At 44.3% G+C, this 21012-nt stretch carries 16 protein-coding genes; 6 read left to right on the top strand and 10 right to left on the bottom strand.

Annotation, left to right across the window (positions count from 1 at the left end; translation table 11 throughout):
* The first annotated feature begins 52 nt into the window (after window positions 1-52).
* A complete protein-coding gene (locus ACOJRU_RS03715; protein WP_421133709.1) occupies window positions 53-2155 on the top strand; it encodes an LruC domain-containing protein in 2103 nt (700 codons plus the stop codon).
* Window positions 2156-2164: 9 nt separating this feature from the next.
* A complete protein-coding gene (locus tag ACOJRU_RS03710; RefSeq protein WP_421133708.1) occupies window positions 2165-2668 on the top strand; it encodes a hypothetical protein in 504 nt (167 codons plus the stop codon).
* Window positions 2669-2701: 33 nt separating this feature from the next.
* Here ACOJRU_RS03710 and ACOJRU_RS03705 read toward each other — a convergent pair whose 3' ends face one another.
* The 4 genes from ACOJRU_RS03705 to ACOJRU_RS03690 form a co-directional block, all read right to left on the bottom strand.
* A complete protein-coding gene (locus tag ACOJRU_RS03705; protein WP_421133707.1) occupies window positions 2702-6409 on the bottom strand; it encodes an AAA family ATPase in 3708 nt (1235 codons plus the stop codon).
* The gene (gene sbcD, locus ACOJRU_RS03700; RefSeq protein WP_421133706.1) at window positions 6406-7689 is read right to left on the bottom strand and encodes an exonuclease subunit SbcD; all 1284 of its coding nucleotides are present in this window, start codon (window positions 7687-7689) and stop codon (window positions 6406-6408) included. Before sbcD ends, ACOJRU_RS03705 begins: the two co-directional genes overlap by 4 nt.
* Before the next feature lie 145 nt (window positions 7690-7834).
* Entirely contained in the window at window positions 7835-8509 is a 675-nt protein-coding gene (locus ACOJRU_RS03695) for a 2OG-Fe(II) oxygenase (protein WP_421133705.1), read from the bottom strand.
* Window positions 8510-8591: 82 nt separating this feature from the next.
* Window positions 8592-9827: a TMEM143 family protein gene (locus tag ACOJRU_RS03690; protein WP_421133704.1), complete on the bottom strand. Its 1236-nt coding sequence runs from the start codon at window positions 9825-9827 to the stop codon at window positions 8592-8594.
* A gap of 151 nt (window positions 9828-9978) precedes the next feature.
* Between ACOJRU_RS03690 and ACOJRU_RS03685 the strand changes: the two genes are divergently transcribed.
* Entirely contained in the window at window positions 9979-10587 is a 609-nt protein-coding gene (locus ACOJRU_RS03685) for a YigZ family protein (RefSeq protein WP_421133703.1), read from the top strand.
* A gap of 64 nt (window positions 10588-10651) precedes the next feature.
* Here ACOJRU_RS03685 and ACOJRU_RS03680 read toward each other — a convergent pair whose 3' ends face one another.
* Complete coding sequence (locus tag ACOJRU_RS03680) at window positions 10652-12568, bottom strand: M1 family metallopeptidase (RefSeq protein WP_421133702.1); 1917 nt, start codon at window positions 12566-12568, stop codon at window positions 10652-10654.
* Between the two features lie 181 nt (window positions 12569-12749).
* On the bottom strand, window positions 12750-13178 hold the full coding sequence (locus ACOJRU_RS03675) for an organic hydroperoxide resistance protein (protein WP_421133701.1): 429 nt from the start codon (window positions 13176-13178) through the stop codon (window positions 12750-12752).
* A 119-nt stretch (window positions 13179-13297) separates the two neighbouring features.
* Here ACOJRU_RS03675 and ACOJRU_RS03670 point away from each other — a divergent pair, with 119 nt between their 5' ends.
* The 3 genes from ACOJRU_RS03670 to ACOJRU_RS03660 all read left to right on the top strand — a co-directional run bounded on the left by ACOJRU_RS03670 (window position 13298) and on the right by ACOJRU_RS03660 (window position 14951).
* Complete coding sequence (locus ACOJRU_RS03670) at window positions 13298-13738, top strand: MarR family winged helix-turn-helix transcriptional regulator (protein ID WP_421133700.1); 441 nt, start codon at window positions 13298-13300, stop codon at window positions 13736-13738.
* 92 nt (window positions 13739-13830) lie between these two features.
* Complete coding sequence (gene trhA / locus ACOJRU_RS03665; RefSeq protein ID WP_421133699.1) at window positions 13831-14466, top strand: PAQR family membrane homeostasis protein TrhA; 636 nt, start codon at window positions 13831-13833, stop codon at window positions 14464-14466.
* Window positions 14463-14951 (top strand): hypothetical protein, encoded by a 489-nt coding sequence (locus ACOJRU_RS03660; protein WP_421133698.1) that lies wholly within the window; start codon window positions 14463-14465, stop codon window positions 14949-14951. Before trhA ends, ACOJRU_RS03660 begins: the two co-directional genes overlap by 4 nt.
* Here ACOJRU_RS03660 and ACOJRU_RS03655 read toward each other — a convergent pair.
* From ACOJRU_RS03655 to phoU, 4 genes are all read right to left on the bottom strand, one after another.
* A complete protein-coding gene (locus ACOJRU_RS03655; protein ID WP_421133697.1) occupies window positions 14948-17281 on the bottom strand; it encodes a PAS domain-containing protein in 2334 nt (777 codons plus the stop codon). The genes ACOJRU_RS03660 and ACOJRU_RS03655 overlap by 4 nt on opposite strands.
* 263 nt (window positions 17282-17544) lie before the next feature.
* Window positions 17545-18453 carry a LysR substrate-binding domain-containing protein gene (locus tag ACOJRU_RS03650; protein ID WP_421133696.1) on the bottom strand — a complete coding sequence of 303 codons (909 nt, stop codon included), beginning with the start codon at window positions 18451-18453 and terminating at the stop codon, window positions 17545-17547.
* Between the two features lie 286 nt (window positions 18454-18739).
* Window positions 18740-20011, bottom strand: coding sequence for an inorganic phosphate transporter (locus tag ACOJRU_RS03645; protein WP_421133695.1), 1272 nt, complete (start codon window positions 20009-20011; stop codon window positions 18740-18742).
* Between the two features lie 283 nt (window positions 20012-20294).
* Window positions 20295-21011, bottom strand: a complete 717-nt coding sequence (gene phoU / locus ACOJRU_RS03640) for a phosphate signaling complex protein PhoU (protein WP_421133694.1) — start codon at window positions 21009-21011, stop codon at window positions 20295-20297.
* Window position 21012 lies beyond the last annotated feature (1 nt).

The raw sequence follows: 21012 nt of genomic DNA, 5'->3' as shown, positions 1-21012 counted from the left end.
GGCACATTAATTGTAATCGATAAAGTAACACGTAGTCTTTATTGGTGATCCCATGAGAAAAAATCTTACGCTAACAAGTGCACTTTTACTTTCGCTCCCAGCGCTTAATGTTTCTGCAGAGGCATTTGATAGTTGCCCTTCACAAGCCTTTTTGATGCAAGACACTACCGCAAAGCTATATGGCGTTAATTTAGTAACAGGTAACGTTGATTTACTTTCCAGTAACTTAGGAACCAATGACCGCATCAACGGCTTTGGCTTCAGTAATCATGATCGTTACTTGTATGGGTGGGGTTATCAGGATAAGACCATTGTAAGAATTGGCGACGATTATCAAATTGAACCGCTTCCCCTTACTAACAAGCCTGGGGCTAATTTCTTTGTGGGTGATATTGCCCTTGCTGAGAACGCCTATTACCTTTACAAAAAAGGCGGTAGCTATGGTTTGTATAGAGTTAGTTTAGACCAAGACGACGATGCTTACCTCGATGTTCAACGGGTCATTGATGGCGCGGCATTGTCGCTGTTAATTTATGACTTAGCCTTTCATCCGTTTGATGGGTTTGCCTACTCCGTTGATAAATACGGTGACCTATACCGCATAGATGTAAGCAATGGTAATGCATCGAAGGTTAGCAACGTGGGGCAACGTGGTACGTTTGGCGCCGTGTATTTCGACGTAAACGGCACGTTTTACATTAGCCGTAACCAAGACGGCAATATCTTTCGGATTGCGGTGGATGACATTAAGCCACAGGCTGAACTTTTTGCCTATGGTCCAAGTTCTGGCAACAACGATGGCGCGCGCTGTGCGATGGCCCCCATTGTGGATGAATCTACACCGGCAACGACTGACTTCGGTGATGCACCAGACTCTTACTCAACGTCTATTTTTAATAATGGCGCCAGACATGGCGTGGTAGAAGGAATTCAGCTTGGTGGGGCGATTGATGCGGAATACGATGCTAACGTGTACCCCAACAACGACGAAGATACCAATGGAGACGAAGACGGTGTAGATTTCATCACCGCGTTTGAAGCAGGCCTTGATGGCTTTATGCAGGTCACGGTTGAAGGCGACGGCTACCTAAGCATGTGGGTCGATTGGAACCAAAATGGTCAGTTCGATGCTAATGAGCAGTTAATTGCAGATAAAGCCTTACGTACCGGAACCCATTATATATTTGAAGAAACCCCCTTAGATGTTACCTCTGGAGTAACGTGGGCACGGGTCAGATATACCACAACGAGTGGCGTAGGCCCTAATGGTGGCGTAACAGACGGTGAGGTTGAAGACTATCAGGTTGCCGTGTTGAACCCGGGCAACAGTTTAGTGACTAACACACCTTACTTCTTAGCCTTTGAAGATAATTGGCCCGAAACCGGTGATTATGATTTTAATGATGTCGTTATTCGTCTTGACTCTTCAATGATAGTGTCGCAAGAAGGTAATGTTAAAAAGTTAAACCTTGAAGGTGAATTAACCGCTATGGGCGCCTCGTACAACAATGGGTTTGCTATTCAACTTGAAGGCATCGCTAATAACGATATCGACGCATCAAGTATTCGCTTTGAAATAAATGGTGTACCGGCAACCGCAGACTTACTAGAAGATGGCAATGACCATGCTGTTTTAAAAATAAGTGATGATTTATGGGATCACGTTACTGCAGGTGGCTGCTGGTTCTATAAAACGGAAGAGGGATGTACATCTCAATACGAATTTACGTTTGTTATTTCGCTTCAATTCAACAACGACATAGATTTAAGCAACTTCCCTCAGTCTCCGTACAAGCCGTTTATCTTCGCAACAGAAGATACGTTCCACGGTGATGCTTTTTCAAGTAATCCGGGTAGAAGCTTAGAAATTCACCTCAAAAATAAAACACCGACTGCACGGGCTGAGAATTACTTCGGGCTAGCCGAAGACAAGTCTAATGTACCTGCTGGCCTCACCTATCAGACTGAAGCAGGCTTACCTTGGGCAATCGCAATAAATGCAAGCACCTACACTAACTGGCTTCACCCTCAAGAGTATGTCGATATTTTAAGAGCCTACCCAGATTTTCTAGACTTTGCGACGAGCAATGGCGCTGAAAACAAGTCATGGTTTAAAAAAGAAAATGCCGATTTATCTAAAGTTTATTCTTATTAGGAGCGACCAATGAAATATTTATTACTTGTACCAACAACGGTTTTATTGGTGGCCTGCGGCTCAGGAGGCACAGACGGCGGGTCTACTGCAGCCAGTGGTAGCGCCCCTCCGGCTCCAGCCCCAGTGAGTGCACCAACGCCAGCACCAACGCCAGCACCGGTACCAACGACACCCCCATCGAACATGGAAGATGTCGTGGTCACCAAGGCATTTGATTTTATTGGCAAGGACAACTTAACAATTCAGATGTCAAACAATATGAGTGCAGCAAGGGTATATTTAAATGTTTGTAGCGATTACACGACGGTATCTGGCAAAGTAAAGGTGGATTACAAAACGTGCCAGTTGCGTACCACATTACCTTCTGGCTCTAGTGAATATAAAGTAACCCTCAGCGGTGATACTGAACAACTCATCGCGCAGATATGGGCACTTGAAGAAGGCGCTGTCCCACAAAGCTTTTATTGGTCAGCAACAGATAACGCAAACAGCTGGAATATTAGCGTAAATTAAACCGCGTTGTACCGCAGTAAGCCCGCAGCGACGCTACGGGCTTACTGCATATTCTTTATCTAAAGCACTTACGCCAACACCATTTCGTTTAGCCACTTTTAGCTGAGTAGGAATGCGCTCTTTCATCGCTTCAATATGACTAATCACCCCTATCATTTTTCCGCTCGCGTTAAGGTTATCTAATGCATCTAATGCTACATCTAACGTTTCAGCGTCAAGCGTACCAAAACCCTCATCTAAAAATAACGAGTCGATACTGGTTTTATGGCTAACCAAATCTGAAAGCGCAAGGGCGAGCGCCAAACTGACTAGAAAGCTTTCCCCGCCCGATAAGGTTTTAGTGTCACGCATCACATCGCCTTGCCAGGTATCCACTACACGCAACCCCAAACCATCATTTTCATTTCTTAATAGCTGATAACGACCATGCAGCTTATCAAGCTGCTGGTTTGCTAGCTGCACTAAATTATCGAGCGTTAAACCCTGCGCAAAGCGTCTAAACTTATCTCCGCTGGCTGAACCTATTAATGAATGCAAATAAGTGATGTCGTCATAATAGGTTTCGAATCTTGCCATTTCATCTAATAATGTTTGCTGTTTTCCCCTCGCCATATCATTACTTTCTTTCTGCTGACGAAGTTGCCCCTGTGTCGCTAACATCGCGTCTTTCTCGCGCTGCTTTATCGCAAGCTTTTCAGATACACTATCAAGCGAGGCGTTAGCCCACTGCTGACCATGTTCGTGAGCAAGAAGCTGCGCTTTTTGTTCTACCGCTTTTGACTTCCATACTTGAGCATCTCGCAATGCGCCTGACAACGCCTCTTTTTTAACGCGTAAGGCATTGCTCTCATCTTCGGGCAGCAGCGCCTGTTTAAATGCCGTAACGTCAGTAAATGGGCTAGCGTGTAAGCGTTCTGAAAACGAGCGTGTCTGAGCTTCTAATTGTGCCTTTTTAGATTGATATTGATGTGTTAATTGATGGGCTTCAGACGTAAGCTGCGTGACACGCTTATCAGCCTCTACCATCGCATTATTGGCTAATTCAAGTTCTTCTTGCGCGCTGTTTATTGTCTTTTCCGTTTTGCTGCGCGCGTCGGCAATGCTGCCCTCAGGGAAGATGGAATCACGGGTTTTACCTAGCGCGTCAATCTTATCGCGACACATCACAACCACAGCATCTTCTTTTTCATGTTGCGCGTGTAATTCTTGAGACCGGCTTCGTTGGTGATTGATGTCATTCTCAAGCTGCTTTATCTCAGGCGCTAAGGCATCTAATTGCTTTTGCTTCTCTTTGTATATCACGAGTTTGCTTTCAACCTTGTCCAACCAACCAATTAACGACGCTGAGTCATTTTTGCTCAACGCGTTAACCTCGGTGGCTAAACCGCCCGGCGGTATTTCACTGATAAGGTGAGCATATGCCTCATCAATGCGGCTAATACCTAACGCAATGTGTTGCTGGCACTCACTTAAAGCCTGTTCATCCTGGGTATCTTTTGCTTGCGCAAGCACCACTTTGCTCGCCACAGACGTCAATTCTCTTTGTGCGTCATCGCGCTGCTTTATATCTTGAGTCAGTCGACGCTGCGCATCATTAATACATTCAAGCCTGCTGTTAATACTGGCTACCTGCTCACTAATTGATGTTTTGAAACGAGCAATACCAGCAGGGTCGTCTATTGATAGTGTGGCATTAGATGGCGCATTTACTGTTAAAATGATGGCATTAAAGCGTTCGCTACGCGCTTCATTGGCATTATTTAATGCGTGGTGTTGATGCGCATTTTGCTCGATAAGGTATTCGGTACGCTCTAATTGCCGACGCGCTTCGCCACCTTGCCTTTCAATTTCCTCAAGCGCAACGCGCAACCTATCTCGCCGCTTTACGGTTTCTGGAATATCGACAGATACCGAATCGAGCTTATGTTCATTGGCACCACATACCGGACAGGGGTGTCCATGTTCAAGCATGGCTCGCAAATGTGAAACGTCTTCATCTAGCGCAATCAGTGCTTCAACATCTTTGCGCTGCGTGTTGGTGTCTTTGTATTGCTGGGCGAAATGATCGCGCTGCGTCTGTTGCTCACGCTTATTCTCTGTATATTGCTGCTGCTGTTCCACCAGCACGTTAATTTGATCGCGAGCAGACACATATTGTTGTTGTACGTGTTCGGCTTCAATAATTAACGGCCACTGCGTATTAAGCTGCTGCAATGATTCGTTTAGTGATTCAACAGTGTTGTCTTCGGTAGCCGCCACCATCGCGTCCTGAGAGGAGGTTACCGCTTCATTATGAAAGTCTACCGCGCTTTGTAAACGACTTTGCGATTGTTTTAACGTAGCAATATCGTGTTGATTCGCGTTGCGTTGCTGCGTCAGTTCATCCTGTTTTTTACGCAGCGCATCAAGCGCCTCACGGTCTTTTTTTAATTGTTTTGCGTTTTCTTTCCACCCACTTAACTTCTCTCCTACTCCACTATACTGCGACGCCCCCTCGAGAAATTCGCGAAGCGTGTGCTGCTGCGTTACCTTCTCGCACAAATCTTTTTCAAATGAAGCGATGCTTTTGTCCAACGATGACAGGTGCGCTTTTGCCTCTGAGAGCGTCTGTTCTGCTCGTTGTTTATCAGCTAGCAGCGTTGTTATCGCATTATCAAGAGGGATAACGTCGTCATGGATTCGTTTTTCTAGCTGCTTGCTTGCTTGCATTGCTACTTCAAGCGCAGCCTTTTGTGTTTCATGAGCCTTTTCAGCTAATTGATAGCGCTGACGCGCTGAGGGAATTTGGCCTGCTTTCTCGTCACCTTGTTGCTTAAGTGAGTCAATGTCGTTGGTTAACTGGGAAAGGGTATCAAACGCGGATCTGAGCTTTTCAGCCGGTTCGCTTAAGGTTAGCCTTTCAAGCAAAGGCGCGGCATCATCCCATGCTTGCTGCGCACACGTTAATGAATGCTCTGCCTGCTCGAGGGCTTGGGTATTTTCTAAAAGCGTAATGTGCCATTGTTTTTGTTGCTGCAAGAAAGCGATGTCTGCTTGGTGAGTCGCCAACGTATCAGCAACATGCTTTATGTTCTCTTCTAACGATATTAATTCGTCTTCACTTAATACGTTAACGCCATCAAGTTGAAGAGAAAACGCCTTTTTTTGTTGTTTGGCTTCGCTAAACTGTTGGTGTATGGCCTGTGAAATTTGACCATAAATTTCAGTGCCCGTTAGCTCTTCAAGCAATTCCGCTCTATCATTTTCATTAGCGTTAAGAAATGCGGCGAAATCCCCTTGCGACAACATCATCGATTTGGTGAAACGTGCAAAATTCAACCCGGTTAAACGCTCAATTTCATCGCTTTTAGGCCGAACTTGGGTGGCTAATACTTTACCGGTAGCAACTTCTGCCAACTCAACATCTGCACCTTGTAAATTGCCATCCACTTTGCCTCTTGCCCGCCTCATACTCCAGAATGCGCGGTACGCTTTCCCTTTAATATCAAACTCAACTTCAGCCAAACACTCTGCGGTTCCTCGCGTCATGATATCGTTTGACGACGCGGAAATAGCGCCTAACCGAGGCGTTTGATGATAAAGCGCTAGACATATGGCATCCAACAATGTGGTCTTACCCGCACCTGTCGGTCCGGTTATCGCAAATAAACCATTTTCTACAAACGGCGACTGGGTGAAGTCTATCTTCCATTCACCTTTCAGCGCATTAAGATTTTTAAGCCGTAAAGTAAGTATTTTCACGACTTCACCCCTTCTGAGATAGGGCTATCCGTTTCTTCTTGATCGCCCTCGTTTATCGTATCTACCGCTTGTGCGAACAACACGTTAATACGGCGCAGTCTGGCGTCTTCTTGTGCCTCATCACTGTCAAGGCATTCTAGGGCAAGCCGCGCTTTGAACACATCTTCAACGGATAATTCGCTTAACTGCATGTTAGGTGCGCTTTTAAGTGATGACATCACTTGCTTTCGCATACGCTTTAACTGCAATAGTTCCGCCGGTTTTTCATCCAGAAGTGTGTGAATACGCTGCTGTAAGTCTGTGAGAAAATCCTGTGTTTGCACTTCAATACACAACCACACTGGCGCGTCTTCTGTCGCTGCATTAATCATCTCACTGGCATGAATTTGCTGTTCAATGTCCTTTAAATCCCCTTTTATTACTTGCATCGCTTGAAAGCACGGGATGGGCTTTGGTGTCAGCGTTGAAAGCTTTCCATCTTCAAAATGAGCAATCATTACTTGTTTTTGCGTACCAAGCTCGTCAAAACTCAGAGGGATCGGAGAACCCGAATACCGAATATGTTCACTACCAGCCACTTTTTGCGGACGATGAATGTGCCCAAGCGCAATATAGTCAGCGGGCGGAAAACCTGTTGCATCAAACCCTTCAAGCGTTCCAATGTAAATGTCACGAACGCTTTCAGATTGGCTGACACCTAGTGCAGTTAGGTGCCCGGTGGCGATAATAGGCACCGCCTTTGACTGGGCAGCCTGAATGGTCTTTGCTTGTGCAAACAAGCTTGCATAATGGTTCTTAATTGCTTCTGCAAGCGCAATACGTTTGTCTGTACCACTTTGACCCGCGCTGCTGGTTAGCACATCGCGAGGGCGTATAAATGGCACAGCACATAATATTGCCCCTACCTCACCAGTGCGTGTTTTAAGCGCAAATACCTGTTCACTGTCATCCCCATAGGTACTGGCGACAACATGGCTATTTAAATAATGAAGCAGCGCTTTACTCTCGTTAAGTACCGATACCGAATCGTGATTTCCTCCCAGCACGACCAACGTACACCCCGAGCCTTGAAGTTGACCAATAAACTGGTGATACAGCTCTCTGGCATAACTTGGCGGTGTGCCTGTATCGAAGATATCTCCTGCAACGATAATGGCATCAATACCTTCTTCATCCACGACGTTGAGCAACCACGACATGAAAGCACTGTGTTCCTGCTTACGGCTTTTGGTAAAGAAACTTTGGCCTAAATGCCAGTCAGACGTATGGAGTATTTTCATTGCAATAGGGAAACCATCTGGTAGACGTGAAGAATTATAAAAGCCACGGTATAACAGTGGCTTCTATAATGATATCGCTAAAAGGTATGGTGGTTCAAATCAAGCCTTAAGCGTCTCGATTCAAATCGAATTAGTACAGTATGTGTTAGTGAGGAGGGTCAATCTTATTATCTATTGACGTATTCACACGAAACCAACCCGCAATAGAATGCCGGTCTCGTATCGCCGGTAATACTTCATGCGGAAATTCTTCGCTAAGAAACACAACCATGGTACCCATTAAGGGCACTACGCGAAGCCCTTCTTTATCGTGTTCATCTTTATAAAGTACTAGTTCACCACCATCATCAATATTCCACCCAGAGTTTAAATAAGCAACCACCGATAATACTCTGTTGGTTTCACCACGAAACGCATCGTAATGCCTTTTGTAGTAAGCGCCTGGCGCATAATGGGCAAAATGGCTTTCAAACGAAAACAAGCCTAAAAACAAACGCCTATTTAGAAACGCTTGCAAGCGAGCTGTCCAGTCCACCCATTGGCGTCCCTCTGGCGTCTCCCCTGTAATCCAACAGATTTCGTCAGTTCTTACAAATTCTGTCTTAACAAAATCATCCCTTCGCCCAATGCCTGCGTTAACAAACTGCTTGTCATTTAACGCTTGTTGACAACAAAGCAACGCGGTTACTAACGATTCTGGCAGTGCACCTGGGCGAATGCTATACCCCTGCGTTTCTAAATCAGTAGCAATAAGACCGAATAATGCGTCATCAACTGCCGAACCATTATCTGCATGAACATTATTCTGTAATGCAACCAAGAAAACCCCTACCTTTTAATGTTTATGAATCATGATGAAAAGCACAACGTACATCCCCTTCACTGAATGCCGGTATGGTATCTCAAATCTGAAAAAGGTTATCCCAATAATAATCCAGTTCACGAGCACAATCTTCTATCGGACGTGCCTGGTAGGTAAGATTAGTCTGAATAATAAGCTTCATTGCCAGTAACTTGTCTAGCGCATCTTTTACATCAAAGTCGAGTTCGCAATGATATTGATTGTTAAACCATTGCTCGATGTCGCTATCTAATGCTTCGGCAGTCATGCCACCCGCGGCACCGTTTAGTAAAAAGGTGTATGCCAATATTGCTTCTTTGCAATCTTCCTCTTCAGCGGCATCAATAAGGGTATGAAAAACCCCTGCGTTGTTGTCTAAACTTTTAAAGTACAAATTATCTGACAGCGCCTTCATAAAACGGATTTTTCTATTTTTAAACTTCGTCCACTCTTTAAAAACAAAACTTCCAAGTACGCCCATGCCTAAACCGAACGAAATAAGACTTTGTTTAGTAATCTCGACCTGTTCGTCTTTAAACCCTAACCAAAACGCCAGTACCGAGGCGAGTAGCAACATTGAAGCCCCTAGCTTTGTTACCAACACCACCGCACCGCCAATAGCAGCTGACGCGCCAATAATCACCTTATCTAGCGGCCGCATTCTCACTTCACTATTAGGGAACAACATCTCTAAGTCGGCTTTTGGTACATTTTGGAACAATTTGATAATGGTCGAGCCGGGAGAGAACCCGACTGGCAGCTCCCCTTTCTGGGCAAAATAGGCATCGTCTTTAAAGGTGATGTAAACGGCGACACGGTCATAGTTAGTAAACGAAATTGCTTTCTTACGCAGTCCGAATAAATAGCGTATCACCTCTGTTTTGACCGATTCACCACGTCGATAAAACACAACCTCTTGGAAATCGTCAAAGCTTACGGCAAGGCGTACTTTAAAAAGTGATTCTTCCGTTAACGCTTCTTCTAAATCATGATCGGTCACTTTTTCAAAATTTGCAGCATTAAGTAAATGCGAAAAATCACCCGCAAATTTTTTCTGGACCTGCTTTAACGTTTCCGTGTTCACCGACTCAATGCTGCGAGTATCTTTATTAGGGTCAAAAAACGCATAACTGCTTTTTAATGACTCAAGCTGTTCATGGTACTGATAATGAATACGGTTAACGAGCAGTTTGCACAAACTGTCAAAAGCGCTAATGTCTATTTTATCGGACAGCATCGGTTTACACATTTCGATAATGTCAGCTTTACGAAAAGGAATGAAACGTTCTGAAGGCATGGTATTCGGGCACGGCATGTCGATGAGTATTTATTGCTGTGAGTAATACCTAAATTCTTAAATAAGCGCAATGCTAGAGATGAAAATAAAACTGACTTATTCGCTCTGCATCCACTATCACGCGCAATCACATATACGTTACACTATGAGGATGAGTTATCCCGTTCCCGCCAATCAGGTTGAAACCCTGTATGAAATAAAGAAAAGTAAATTTATTGCTTTTGCAGCTTTTGCTAATTCGCGCGACATGGCAATGCAACACCTTGCACAGGTAAAAACACACTATCCCGATGCAAGACACCACTGTTGGGCCTACCGGTTCGGCAATCCTGCTTCACCGACCAGCGCAGCAATGGCAGACGATGGTGAACCAAGTGGTACCGCTGGAAAGCCCATACTGAACGTATTGCAGCATAAAGATATCGGTGACGTAATGGTTATTGTCACTCGCTATTTCGGAGGCATAAAGTTAGGCGCCGGTGGATTGGTTCGTGCCTACTCCGCATCCGCGCAACAAGCCATAGAACAGTTAGCGGTGCGAGAAGAGATAACGCTTCACTTACTTACTGTCGATGTCGACTTCAAGCACGAGCAGTTTATTCGTCACTTGGTTGAACAACAGGCAGGTGAAATAGCCCGCTGCCACTATGGGGGTCACGTTACGATGGACGTTAAACTTCCCTTATCGGCTATACCAGACTTTACCGCTCACGTTGGCGCTATTGCACTTGCAGTGCGCAACGAAAACACTTCACCTTAACGGTAGCAATAAAAAAGCATGCTCAACGAAGCATGCTTTTAGTATTTATTGCCAAGAAAACAGGTTAGTTTACAAAACCTTCGTTCGCTCTTACCGTTAATGGGTGATAGCCTGGCTTCGCTTCGTCAAACGCTTTTTTGGCAAATGCCTTTCCTTCTTTGGTTTTTGACAGTTCACGGTACAACGGCTTAACAAGCTTATTACGACCAATACTTACAAGGTATGAGTAAAGCCTTTCATAAGCAGGTTTGTATTCGTTTTGTACTGCAATCATAAGCCAGCTGTGGGCAATTTCGTTATTTTTGCTTGCGGTAAGCGCAAACGCATTATCTAACGCTGCAAGTTGCACATCACTTAGCGCGACTGGAAGGTTATTTAGGAAATATAGCCACTCATGTACCGTCCATGCTTGAGTGTCGATATCCCTGGCCATCACGTCGCCACGCAGCCACGCGGCGCGAGTATTATCGATAATATCAAAGGCATTTGATTCTGGTACAGGCGCGTCTTTGGGAATACCAGGTTGAAAAATCCACGCTTGTATACGCATGCGATCTAACTTATCGGGATATTGCGCTAATAACGTTTTATCTAAGTACGCAATAAACGTGTCTGTGGTGATGCTTTTAAACGCAAAATCTTTAAAGTATTGCATTAGGAAAGCATCAAAATTATCACGACCTATACGGTGCTCTAATTCACGTAAAAACAGCGCCCCTTTTTCATAAGGAATGTTTGAAAACACATCATCTGGGTTTCTGCCACGCAAGTCGATAGCCAGTATCTCATCGTTATCTTCAAGGGCAGCAACATCGTTTTGTAAGTCTTGATATCCTAATACTGCTTCTTTTTTGAAACGGTCATTACCATAAACCATTTCCATAATGCGATACGTTAAATAGGTAGTAAAACCCTCGTTCAACCATAGGTCGCGCCATGTTGCGTTTGTTACCGTATTACCCGACCAGCTGTGTGCAAGTTCATGGGCAATCAGTGACACCAAACTCTTATCGCCAGCGATTACCGTTGGTGTAATAAACGACAGCCGTGGGTTCTCCATACCACCAAATGGGAACGACGGAGGAAGAATAAGAAGGTCGTATCTGTCCCACTGATAAGGCCCATAGGTTTTTTCCGTTACCTCAAGCATTGCTTCGGTATCTTCAAATTCTTTCGCCGCGCTTTCTAACAGTGCAGGTTCAGCATATACCCCGGTACGCGCTCCCATTGCTTTGAATTGTAAATCACCAATCGCCAAGGCAATTAAGTAAGAGGGAATAGGTTGAGGCATCGTAAAGCTGTATTCACCGTCTCTTGGCGTATTAGGATCGTTTGACGCACTCATCACGGCTAACAACGACGGGGGTGTCTTTATTGTTGCATCGTAGGTCACTCTAACTTGAGGAGAGTCTTGCAGGGGAATAAAGCTACGCGCATGTACCGCCTGTGCTTGCGTAAATAAGAAAGGATGCTGCTTACCTGCAGTTTGCGCTGGCGTTAACCATTGCACGCCTGAGGCCTCTGGCGAGGTACTGTAGGCGACCGTCACCTGATTCGCGGCTTCAGGTAACGTAATATGCAGCGGTGTGCCCAAATCTATATCACGTTCACCCAAGCGGAATGGCACATTTTCGCCGTCTACGCTGACCGAGGCGATATCTAACCCTCTTGTATCAAGCACCAAAGTATTATTCGTTGGTTTGCTACGCGTAAAATCTAATGTCACGTCGCCTTTTAACTGCTTTGAATCAAAATCAGCACTTAGGTTGAGCGACAAGTGAGTTACCTTTATATCAGAGGGATTTGAAAAAGAGTGATAGTCTACGCCAGATGCAATGCGTGATGACGCATCTGTGACTTCTGTGTTTGTTGCATCTATCTGCACCGCCGAAGACTCAGCGTTTATTTCACTCGTTTGCTCACTGCAAGCGAATAATACTGGCGCGCACATAACGGCCACCAGCCACGTATAATTTTTCATGACGTTTCCTGTCTTATCGTTTATCTACGCCATCATAACAAACTTTCAATGCGCGGCGCAGCATAACGGGTGATAAGGTGGCATGCCTAATTGCTGAAACATGCCACTTCCGCTCACCCTAACAATTAAAACAAGATATTTACTTGTCTTGTGGCGTTTAGGCCGTTTTTTGCCACTGCAATTATTTGAGCGCTATTGTTACCTCAATATTACCGCGCGTCGCGTTAGAATAAGGGCAAACTTGGTGAGCGGTATCTACTAATTTTTGCGCTTGTTCGCTATCCATGTCACCCAAATCGACGGTTAGCTTAACCGCTATTGCAAAACCCATTTCAATGGGGCCAATAGACACGTCGCCGGTTACATTAATGTTATCGCTTAGCTTAATTTTTTGTGCGCCAGCGACATGTTTAAGTGCACCGATAAAGCACGCCGAATACCCTGCTGCGAACATTTGTTCAGGGTTCGTCCCTTCTCCACCTGCGCCCCCTAACGCTTTAGGGGTAGATAACGCAACGTTAAGTTTATCATCGCTAGATTTCACCGTTCCTTCGCGACCACCTGTTGCCGTAGCGGTACCCGTATAGACGACCTGTTGTAGTTTATGCATTGAGATTCTCCTTCATGTGATAAATTACTTTGTATGCAAAATAATTTATCACTTAATCTACTTGCCGATCAAGTAATTTGTATGCAAAATAACTATTATGTTTATCATTCGAGAACAACATGTCTGAACTCCTTAAATTAGAAAACCAGCTTTGCCATCGGTTTTACACACTCTCGAATGCATTCACACGCGCTTACCGTCCCCTGTTAGACGCGCTAGACATTACTTATCCTCAGTACGTAACCCTTATGGCTTTGTGGGAACAAAGTGGTATCACCATTGCTGAATTATTAGAAAAGACCATGATTGATGGCGGGGCAATGTCGCTGATCCTCAAAAAGCTAGAGGCAAAGGGCTTTCTGCATATTTCCAAAGACGAGCAGGACAAGCGCGTAAAACGTGTGCTGCTAAGCGAAAAAGGGAAAGCGGCAAAAATAGACGCTGAGGCTATTCCACAACAAATGCTGTGTAAACTTGACGGCATGTCACATGATGAGAGCAAACAGCTTGTTCATTTACTCGATAAATTGCACGGCTGTTTTTCGTCTATCAAAGAGTAAATATCACAACGTTGTCATCACATTAACGACATTTTTTGATACACTCCAACGCATTGAGCGTACAAGTGTTCGCTAAAATTATTGGAGATATTATGACAAGCATTCCAGCCAAAGCTTATTCTGTATTAGAAGAGTGGCTTAATAGTGTAAGCCACGGGCTTGGCCTTATCGCTGCCATCATTGGCTGTGCTTTTATGCTGCAAAAGGCTGAAGGCGCATTGACGGTCAGCGCAGCTGCAATTTACGGCATTACCCTTATTCTCATGTTTCTCAGTTCTACGCTTTATCATGCTACCTCTCACGAAAAAACAAAGGCTTGGCTTAAACTCTTTGACCATAGTGCAATATATTTGTTGATAGCGGGTACTTACACACCTTTCTTATTGATTTCTATTGGTGGCACGCTTGGTATGGTTATGACGGGTGTAGTGTGGAGTTTGGCGATAGGCGGAGTGGCGTTTAAACTTATTGCACAACACAAATACCCCAAAGTTTCTGTGATGACTTACTTAGCGATGGGATGGATTGCTCTTGGCCTTATCTATCCCCTCTATATGGCATTACCCAGCGCGGGGTTATGGTTGTTAGTGGCTGGTGGCTTGAGTTTTAGTATCGGTGTATGCTTTTATGTGGCAAAGAAGGTAAAGTATACGCATGCCATATGGCATATTTTTGTCATTGGCGGGTGCGGCTGCCATTATCTCTCAATTTATTATTATGTAGTATGACTCAAAAAAATATAGACATTGCGTGGTTTTCATTAGGTGCTGGGAAAATTTGTCTTGGCGGTAAACCCAATGAAGAAACCTACTCAAAACTCAAAGCGCTAGGGGTAAGTCATCTTGCTACGGTACAGACTACCGATGAGCATGCGTCATACATAAGAGATAAGACTATTGAAGCCGGACTCGCATGGATTTGGGTACCGTTTTTGCACCCTTCTGCTGAATCTCCCACCGAAGATGTACATTTGCACCAATATCTTCACGAGCTTTCTCAAATGCTTAATGAGGGCGCGCGCATATACCTTCACTGTGATGGGTCTCAGCATCGTTGTAGTTTATTGTTCTACGCACTGTGTCATTTTCGCCGCGTGCCATCAAGCAGCGCCTATAGTGCACTTCATAGCTTTGGCGCCCATGCCGCCAACAATCTTTTACGACCAGAATTAGCATGGGCCGCTACGCTTGGCCGCACCGCACCAAAGGTTTAACTCACCGTGAGCCAATGGCTTAACATCTTCCTGAGCGTTTCTTCCGTCACTGGTTTCGTTAAATAATCATTCATGCCGGCCGCGAAACACTTTTCTTTATCGCCTACCATCGCATTCGCGGTAAGTGCGATAATGGGAATGTCCGCAACGCCCGTAAACTTTTCATTTGAACGTATCATTCTCGTCGTCTCAAAGCCGTCCATGATTGGCATTTGGCAATCCATCAATATAAAGTCAAATGTAGATGTATCATGGCTTAACAGTGATGCTAACGCTTCTTTTCCATTTTCTGCCGTTTTACTTTTAATACCCAACTGAGACAATAGCGAAGTTATCACTACTTTATTAATTTCATTGTCTTCCACCACCAATGCCGTGCATGTATCAAAAACCTTTCTGTCTATGCTTTTTATATTTGGGGTAATGGTGCTTTTCTGACCCAACTCGGTGGACGGTTGCAACGGTATCGTAAAGACAAATTTAGAGCCTTTCCCCAGCTCGCTCTTCACTTTGATAGTGCCATGCATTAATTCAATGAGTTTAGCTGTGATTGAAAGTCCTAACCCTGTTCCTTGGGCTGTTCGCGCGCAACTCGAATCAGCCTGTTCGAAAGGCTTAAATAAAACATCTAGTTGGTCCTCGGCAATCCCTATACCCGTATCGGTAACTGAACATACAAATGAAGCATGCGCAGTGTCAGGGTTCGTAAGATGAATACGAACCGTAATGCTCCCTCTTTCGGTGAATTTGACCGCATTACCCACTAGATTATAGAGTACTTGTTTTAAACGTAGCGGATCGCCAACGAGGTTGCGCTCGCCTACATCTCTACATTGGTAATTGAACGTAACGCCTTTGTCTTCTATCTGCTTAGCAAAATCTTTAATGAGGCTATCGGCCACCTCTACAAAGTTAAAAGACTGATTTTGAATAACAATCTTCCCTGCTTCGATTTTTGAAAAATCTAAAATATCTGAAATGATGCTAAGCAAATGCTCTGAACTACTTTGCATCATTTTTAAGTATTGACGTCTGGTAGCATCATCTAATTCATTAGTTTGAAGATCGTTAATCAGTAAGTTGATGAGCCCCATAACGCCAGAAATAGGCGTTCTTATCTCATGGCTCATATTCGCGAGGAAGGCACTTTTTTGCTGATCCGCTGCTTTTGCTTTTTCGGCCATTTCTTGCGCAAGCGACGCGCTTAAATGTGCTTGCTTAGACGTTGCTTTCAAGTCATTTTTAATTTTTTCTGATTCGGTAAGGTCAATATTGACTCCCGTGGCTTTAACAGGCGAATTATCCGCGTCGAAAATAAACGTTGCCAGCCCCTGAACCACACGAATATCACCGGTATCGGTTACTACTCTAAACGTATGGTCGAAATGCGTATGTGACGCCACGGCATGCGTAAATGCGTGCTTCGCAGAGTCAACGTCTTCTGGATGTAATGACGCTTCCCAGTCTTCAAGGGTTCCCTTGAACGAAGTACGCTGTTTCCCATAAATTTCAAATAGTCGGTCGTCCCAAATGAGTTTATTGTCAATGAGATCATATTCCCATACGCCAATTTTTGACACTTTAAGCGCCAATACCACGCGCTGTTCTAAGCGTTGCCTTATTAATTCATCTTCTTTTTGCTTCGTTAAATCTTTAAACGTACCGAAGTTTCTAACAACACGACCATGCCTTATCTCAGAGAAGCCTGTGGCGTTTACAATTAGCTCTTTCCCCTTGCTAGTAATAAATCGTAAGTCTTTTGAGTACCCTTTACCTGTGTATTCTAGTTCTTTTAAGGCGTCTAACAATGTGGGGATGGATTCAGGATGATAGAAATTAATACCGTCTTCTAACTTCGGTTTGAATGTCTGCGGATCAGTTTCATGAACACGATGAACGTTATCCGACCAATAGAGATAGCCAGTATCTAGATCGATTTCCCAGTATCCTGTATCGGTAACCTTTTCGAGAGCGGTTAAGGCTGACTGGACGCGTTTTTGCTCAGATACATCTTCGCCCCAAAAATAAATATCATCAGACCCGGGATTACAAACCAGTTGCCATTGACACCAAAAGTAGCTGCCATCGGCTTTTCGCCAGCGGTGGATAGGTAACGCTTCCGGATTATCACGCCAATGTGCTAGTGAAAACGTTAAGTCATCTTTATCTTCTTGATGAAAAAAATCGTGTAATTGCTCTCCCACAAGGTCTTGGGAAGAAACGCCGGACATATCGGCGGTAAATGCATTACACGCTTGTACAACATACTTTTTATCTAAACGTACAAAGATATAATTCAACGACGCAAAGAAATCAGCAACAGAGGTCATAGTTAAGGGTACCTTTCCACAACAAAAATGGTCGCTTTCCAGGCTTACAGCATTATTTTCTGTAAAAATGGCTAACCAACAAGACTAAACAGCCAAAAGAATAAGTATCAACTGATTGTATTACGTAAACTGCACGATAATTGTCCAAATAAGTACTTAGTATAGATGGATAAGTTTTCGTTGTAATAAAAAGAAGAACACGACAAAAAAGCGCCAGGCCTTTTTGTCGTTCATACTATGCGGGTTTAATAAATGTGTACCGGTTACTTAAGCGTAGGTATGGGAAGCAATGGCGATATAATTTCGCCAATTCGTCTAAATAACTGCATTCTTGTCGTGCCTGAACGCCAAACTAGCCCAATTTCTCTGTAGGCCTTTTCTTCTGCTGCAAAGCTTTTTAGCCCTGTATGGTTTAATATCGATTGGTTAAGTGCCAACTCCGGTAAAAAGGTATAACCCAGTTTACTGTTTGCAAGCTGTACCAAGGTGTACAAGCTGCTAGCCGCTACACTGCTAATTTGATCACTGTGTTGCAAATTGCACGCACTTACAGCGTGTCCCGTCATGCAATGCTCTTGCTGAAGAAGGAAAATACTTTTCTTTGGCAGTGAGGCAATATCAACCGGGTCGGGTAATTGTTGCGCCACTTCTTCATGCGCAATTAAATGAAATGGGTCATGCCCTAGCACCATTTGCTTGCATCCAGGCGTCTCGATAGGGAGGGCAAGGATCAGCAAATCTAAACGACCGTCTGTAAGTTGTTGAAGTAACTTTTCGGTCGTGTCTTCTTGCAGTTCGACGCTAATTTCAGGCAAAAAAGCATTAAACGCGCCCAGCATTCCTTCAAACAAAAACGGGGCTATAGTGGGAATAACACCTAACTTAAGCGTGCCCCGCTGCCAATTTCCGGCGTTTTGTGCATATTCAACAAGTTCACCTGCTTCTTGCAGCAGTACTTTGCTACGCTCGACAATATCTAGCCCTAATGACGTAAATACAAAGGTTTTATGCTCGCGCTCTAATAACTGGCTTCCGAAGTGTTCTTCTAAGTTTTGAATGGCGGTGCTAAGTGTTGATTGGCTCACGTTGCAACGCTGTGCGGCGCGGTGGAAATGTTGCTCTTGATATAGGGTAACAAGGTAATGTAAATGTTTAAGGTTGGGCCACTTCATAACAACGGTTTCCTGATTAGAAATTACAATATTAATCTAACATAAAGATTACGACTTCCCAAAGAAATTCTAAAAACCAATTGTTACTGCACTAAATTGATAGGCGGTAATGTGTTAAGTGGGTTGAATATAGGTAACTCATAACGATGCCTATTGTCGTCACTTAAATGGCCATAAGCCTATGATTGGGCAGATAAGCACACACTTCAATGCGAAAAATTACGATGTAGCGTAATAAAAAAAACCGCAACAGTGTGCGGTTTTTTTAAGTGCTTCAATGTGGCTACTACGCCACGCCAAAAGCCGCTTTTAATATGTAGAAGAAAATTATAGAAAGAATAGCGCCTGCGGGTAGTGTGACTATCCAAGACACAACAATATTTCTGACTATCCCTAAATTCAATGCCGATACACCGCGTGCTAAGCCTACACCTAACACCGCACCAACGAGGGTTTGAGTAGTAGAAATTGGCAAACCTGTGCCAGATGCTATGACGACCGTACATGCGGCAGCAAGCTCAGCAGCAAAGCCGCGACTTGGCGTTAAATGGGTAATACCCTGGCCGATGGTTTTGATAACACGATGACCAAAAATAGCTAAGCCCGCCACAATACCTAGACCACCTAACGGTAAAATCCATGGCGCAAGATTAGCACTAGCATTAATTTCTCCGCCAGAGGTTACTACGCTGACTACGGCAGCGAGGGGCCCTATAGCATTAGCTACGTCGTTAGAACCGTGCGCAAAAGCCATGCAACATGCGGTCACTACCATTAGCAAGGCGAATACTTTTTCAACGTTTGCGGTTTGCAAATCGGCATCTTCAGAACCACTAAAATGCATTCGACTAATAAACCACTTGCCGAACATCCCTAACACAATGGCAATGGCAATCGCCAATAGGTAGCCGTTCATTGCGCTAAGCTCTAGCCCAACGTGTTTAAGCCCTTTTTTGATGGTAACCAGCGACATAACAAAACCCGCTAGCGCCATATAAAACGGCACATAACGTTTCGCATTCAGAAAAGGAGAGTCGGTTTGGAAAATAAGCTTATGTGCGCTCATAAAAATGAGGTAAGCGATAATCCCAGAAATAGCAGGTGTAACTATCCAGCTTCCAACGATACCACCTACTTTAGCCCACTCAACGGCGTCCATACTCACGCCAGTGGCAGTAAATCCAATGATGGCGCCAATGATAGAGTGAGTTGTAGAAACAGGCCACCCCAGATAGGACGCTACGGCTAACCAAATACCAGCGGCAAGCAGAGATGCAATCATTCCCAGCACTAAGTACTCTGGGATGGTGGCAAAATAGCCTGTATCAATAATACCTTTACGTATTGTCGAGGTCACCTCACCGCCAGCGAGGTAGGCGCCAGCAAATTCAAAAATCATAGCGATAACTATCGCCTGTTTTATCGTTAATGCTTTTGACCCAACTGATGTGCCCATTGCATTGGCAACATCGTTAGCACCTATTCCCCACGCCATGATGAAACCAACACCGGCGGCAAGCATGATGAGAATTAGGCCATAACTTTCAAAAAATTCCACGGATAATCGCTCCTGATCTAAACGCGATTTAAGCTGGGCATTGCTACACCGGGTAGCACCGACTGTTGCCCACTAGGGCAAAAGTAAGAAATTGAGGACAAATTGTGTCTTATCATATACGTAGACTATTTTTTGCACGATCTGTTCTTGGCTGCGGCGCATAATAACGTAATCATCTGCGAAGCCATAGTGAAAATCACAGAAAAATAGCAAAACGCGGTGTAATTAGTTTTATGCGCTGATAAAAGCAGCAATTATTTCATAATTATTACAGTATATTAACTCAAATGAGGTCTTCCAGTTTCTGCTGCATGCTTTCAAGAGACTTATGACGCACGTCCGTTCCTCGCGTTAAATAGATAACATACTCACACACGTTTTTACATCTGTCGCCGATTCGCTCAAGTGATCGCATGGCCCATAACACATCAAGCCAGTCCTGCATGCCACTTGGGCTTTTTTCCATTTCAGATGTGGTGTAGGTGAGTAACCGTTTATATTCACTATCAATACGATTATCTTCATCGTATACCACTAACGCCGCTGCTTCATCTTGCCGCGCAAAGGCATCGAAAGTGCCACGCATCATTTCAGCTACGCGCTCACCGATAAGTAGCATGCTGGTTTTAATCGTATCAGAGGCGGGTAACTTATTGCGGGTAACTAATTTTGCAATTCGTTCAATCTCATCTCCCATCCGCTCTATATCTGTGATAGCTTTTGATATTGTCATTATTAGGCGCAGGTCACTGGCGGTAGGATGACGTTTAGCAATAATGCGCAAGCACTCTTCATCAATTTGTACTTCCATTGAATTGATTTTTAAGTCATTAAGTACCACTTTCTCTGCTAAACCCGCGTGGTTAAGCTTTACTGCATTAAGGGTATCAATAAGCTGCTGCTCTACCTCTCCGCCCATTGTTAGAACCGAATTTCTTAGGTTCTCTAATTCAATATTAAAGGTGCCAGAAATATGATTATTAAGTGCTACTTGGCGCATA

Origin of the sequence: Alteromonas algae (assembly GCF_049117195.1) — a bacterium.
In the GTDB taxonomy this organism is placed as follows: domain Bacteria; phylum Pseudomonadota; class Gammaproteobacteria; order Enterobacterales; family Alteromonadaceae; genus Alteromonas.
This window is presented reverse-complemented; position numbering and strand designations above follow the sequence as displayed.

Bases quoted from the DNA above. Each gene is read 5' to 3' on its own strand.
- ACOJRU_RS03715 (WP_421133709.1), top strand. From the start codon at position 53: ATGAGAAAAAATCTTACGCTAACAAGTGCACTTTTACTTTCGCTCCCA.
- ACOJRU_RS03710 (WP_421133708.1), top strand. From the start codon at position 2,165: ATGAAATATTTATTACTTGTACCAACAACGGTTTTATTGGTGGCCTGC.
- sbcD (WP_421133706.1), bottom strand. From the start codon at position 7,689: ATGAAAATACTCCATACGTCTGACTGGCATTTAGGCCAAAGTTTCTTT.
- ACOJRU_RS03690 (WP_421133704.1), bottom strand. From the start codon at position 9,827: ATGCCTTCAGAACGTTTCATTCCTTTTCGTAAAGCTGACATTATCGAA.
- ACOJRU_RS03685 (WP_421133703.1), top strand. From the start codon at position 9,979: ATGAGTTATCCCGTTCCCGCCAATCAGGTTGAAACCCTGTATGAAATA.
- ACOJRU_RS03680 (WP_421133702.1), bottom strand. From the start codon at position 12,568: ATGAAAAATTATACGTGGCTGGTGGCCGTTATGTGCGCGCCAGTATTA.
- ACOJRU_RS03675 (WP_421133701.1), bottom strand. From the start codon at position 13,178: ATGCATAAACTACAACAGGTCGTCTATACGGGTACCGCTACGGCAACA.
- ACOJRU_RS03670 (WP_421133700.1), top strand. From the start codon at position 13,298: ATGTCTGAACTCCTTAAATTAGAAAACCAGCTTTGCCATCGGTTTTAC.
- trhA (WP_421133699.1), top strand. From the start codon at position 13,831: ATGACAAGCATTCCAGCCAAAGCTTATTCTGTATTAGAAGAGTGGCTT.
- ACOJRU_RS03660 (WP_421133698.1), top strand. From the start codon at position 14,463: ATGACTCAAAAAAATATAGACATTGCGTGGTTTTCATTAGGTGCTGGG.
- ACOJRU_RS03655 (WP_421133697.1), bottom strand. From the start codon at position 17,281: ATGACCTCTGTTGCTGATTTCTTTGCGTCGTTGAATTATATCTTTGTA.
- ACOJRU_RS03650 (WP_421133696.1), bottom strand. From the start codon at position 18,453: ATGAAGTGGCCCAACCTTAAACATTTACATTACCTTGTTACCCTATAT.
- phoU (WP_421133694.1), bottom strand. From the start codon at position 21,011: ATGCGCCAAGTAGCACTTAATAATCATATTTCTGGCACCTTTAATATT.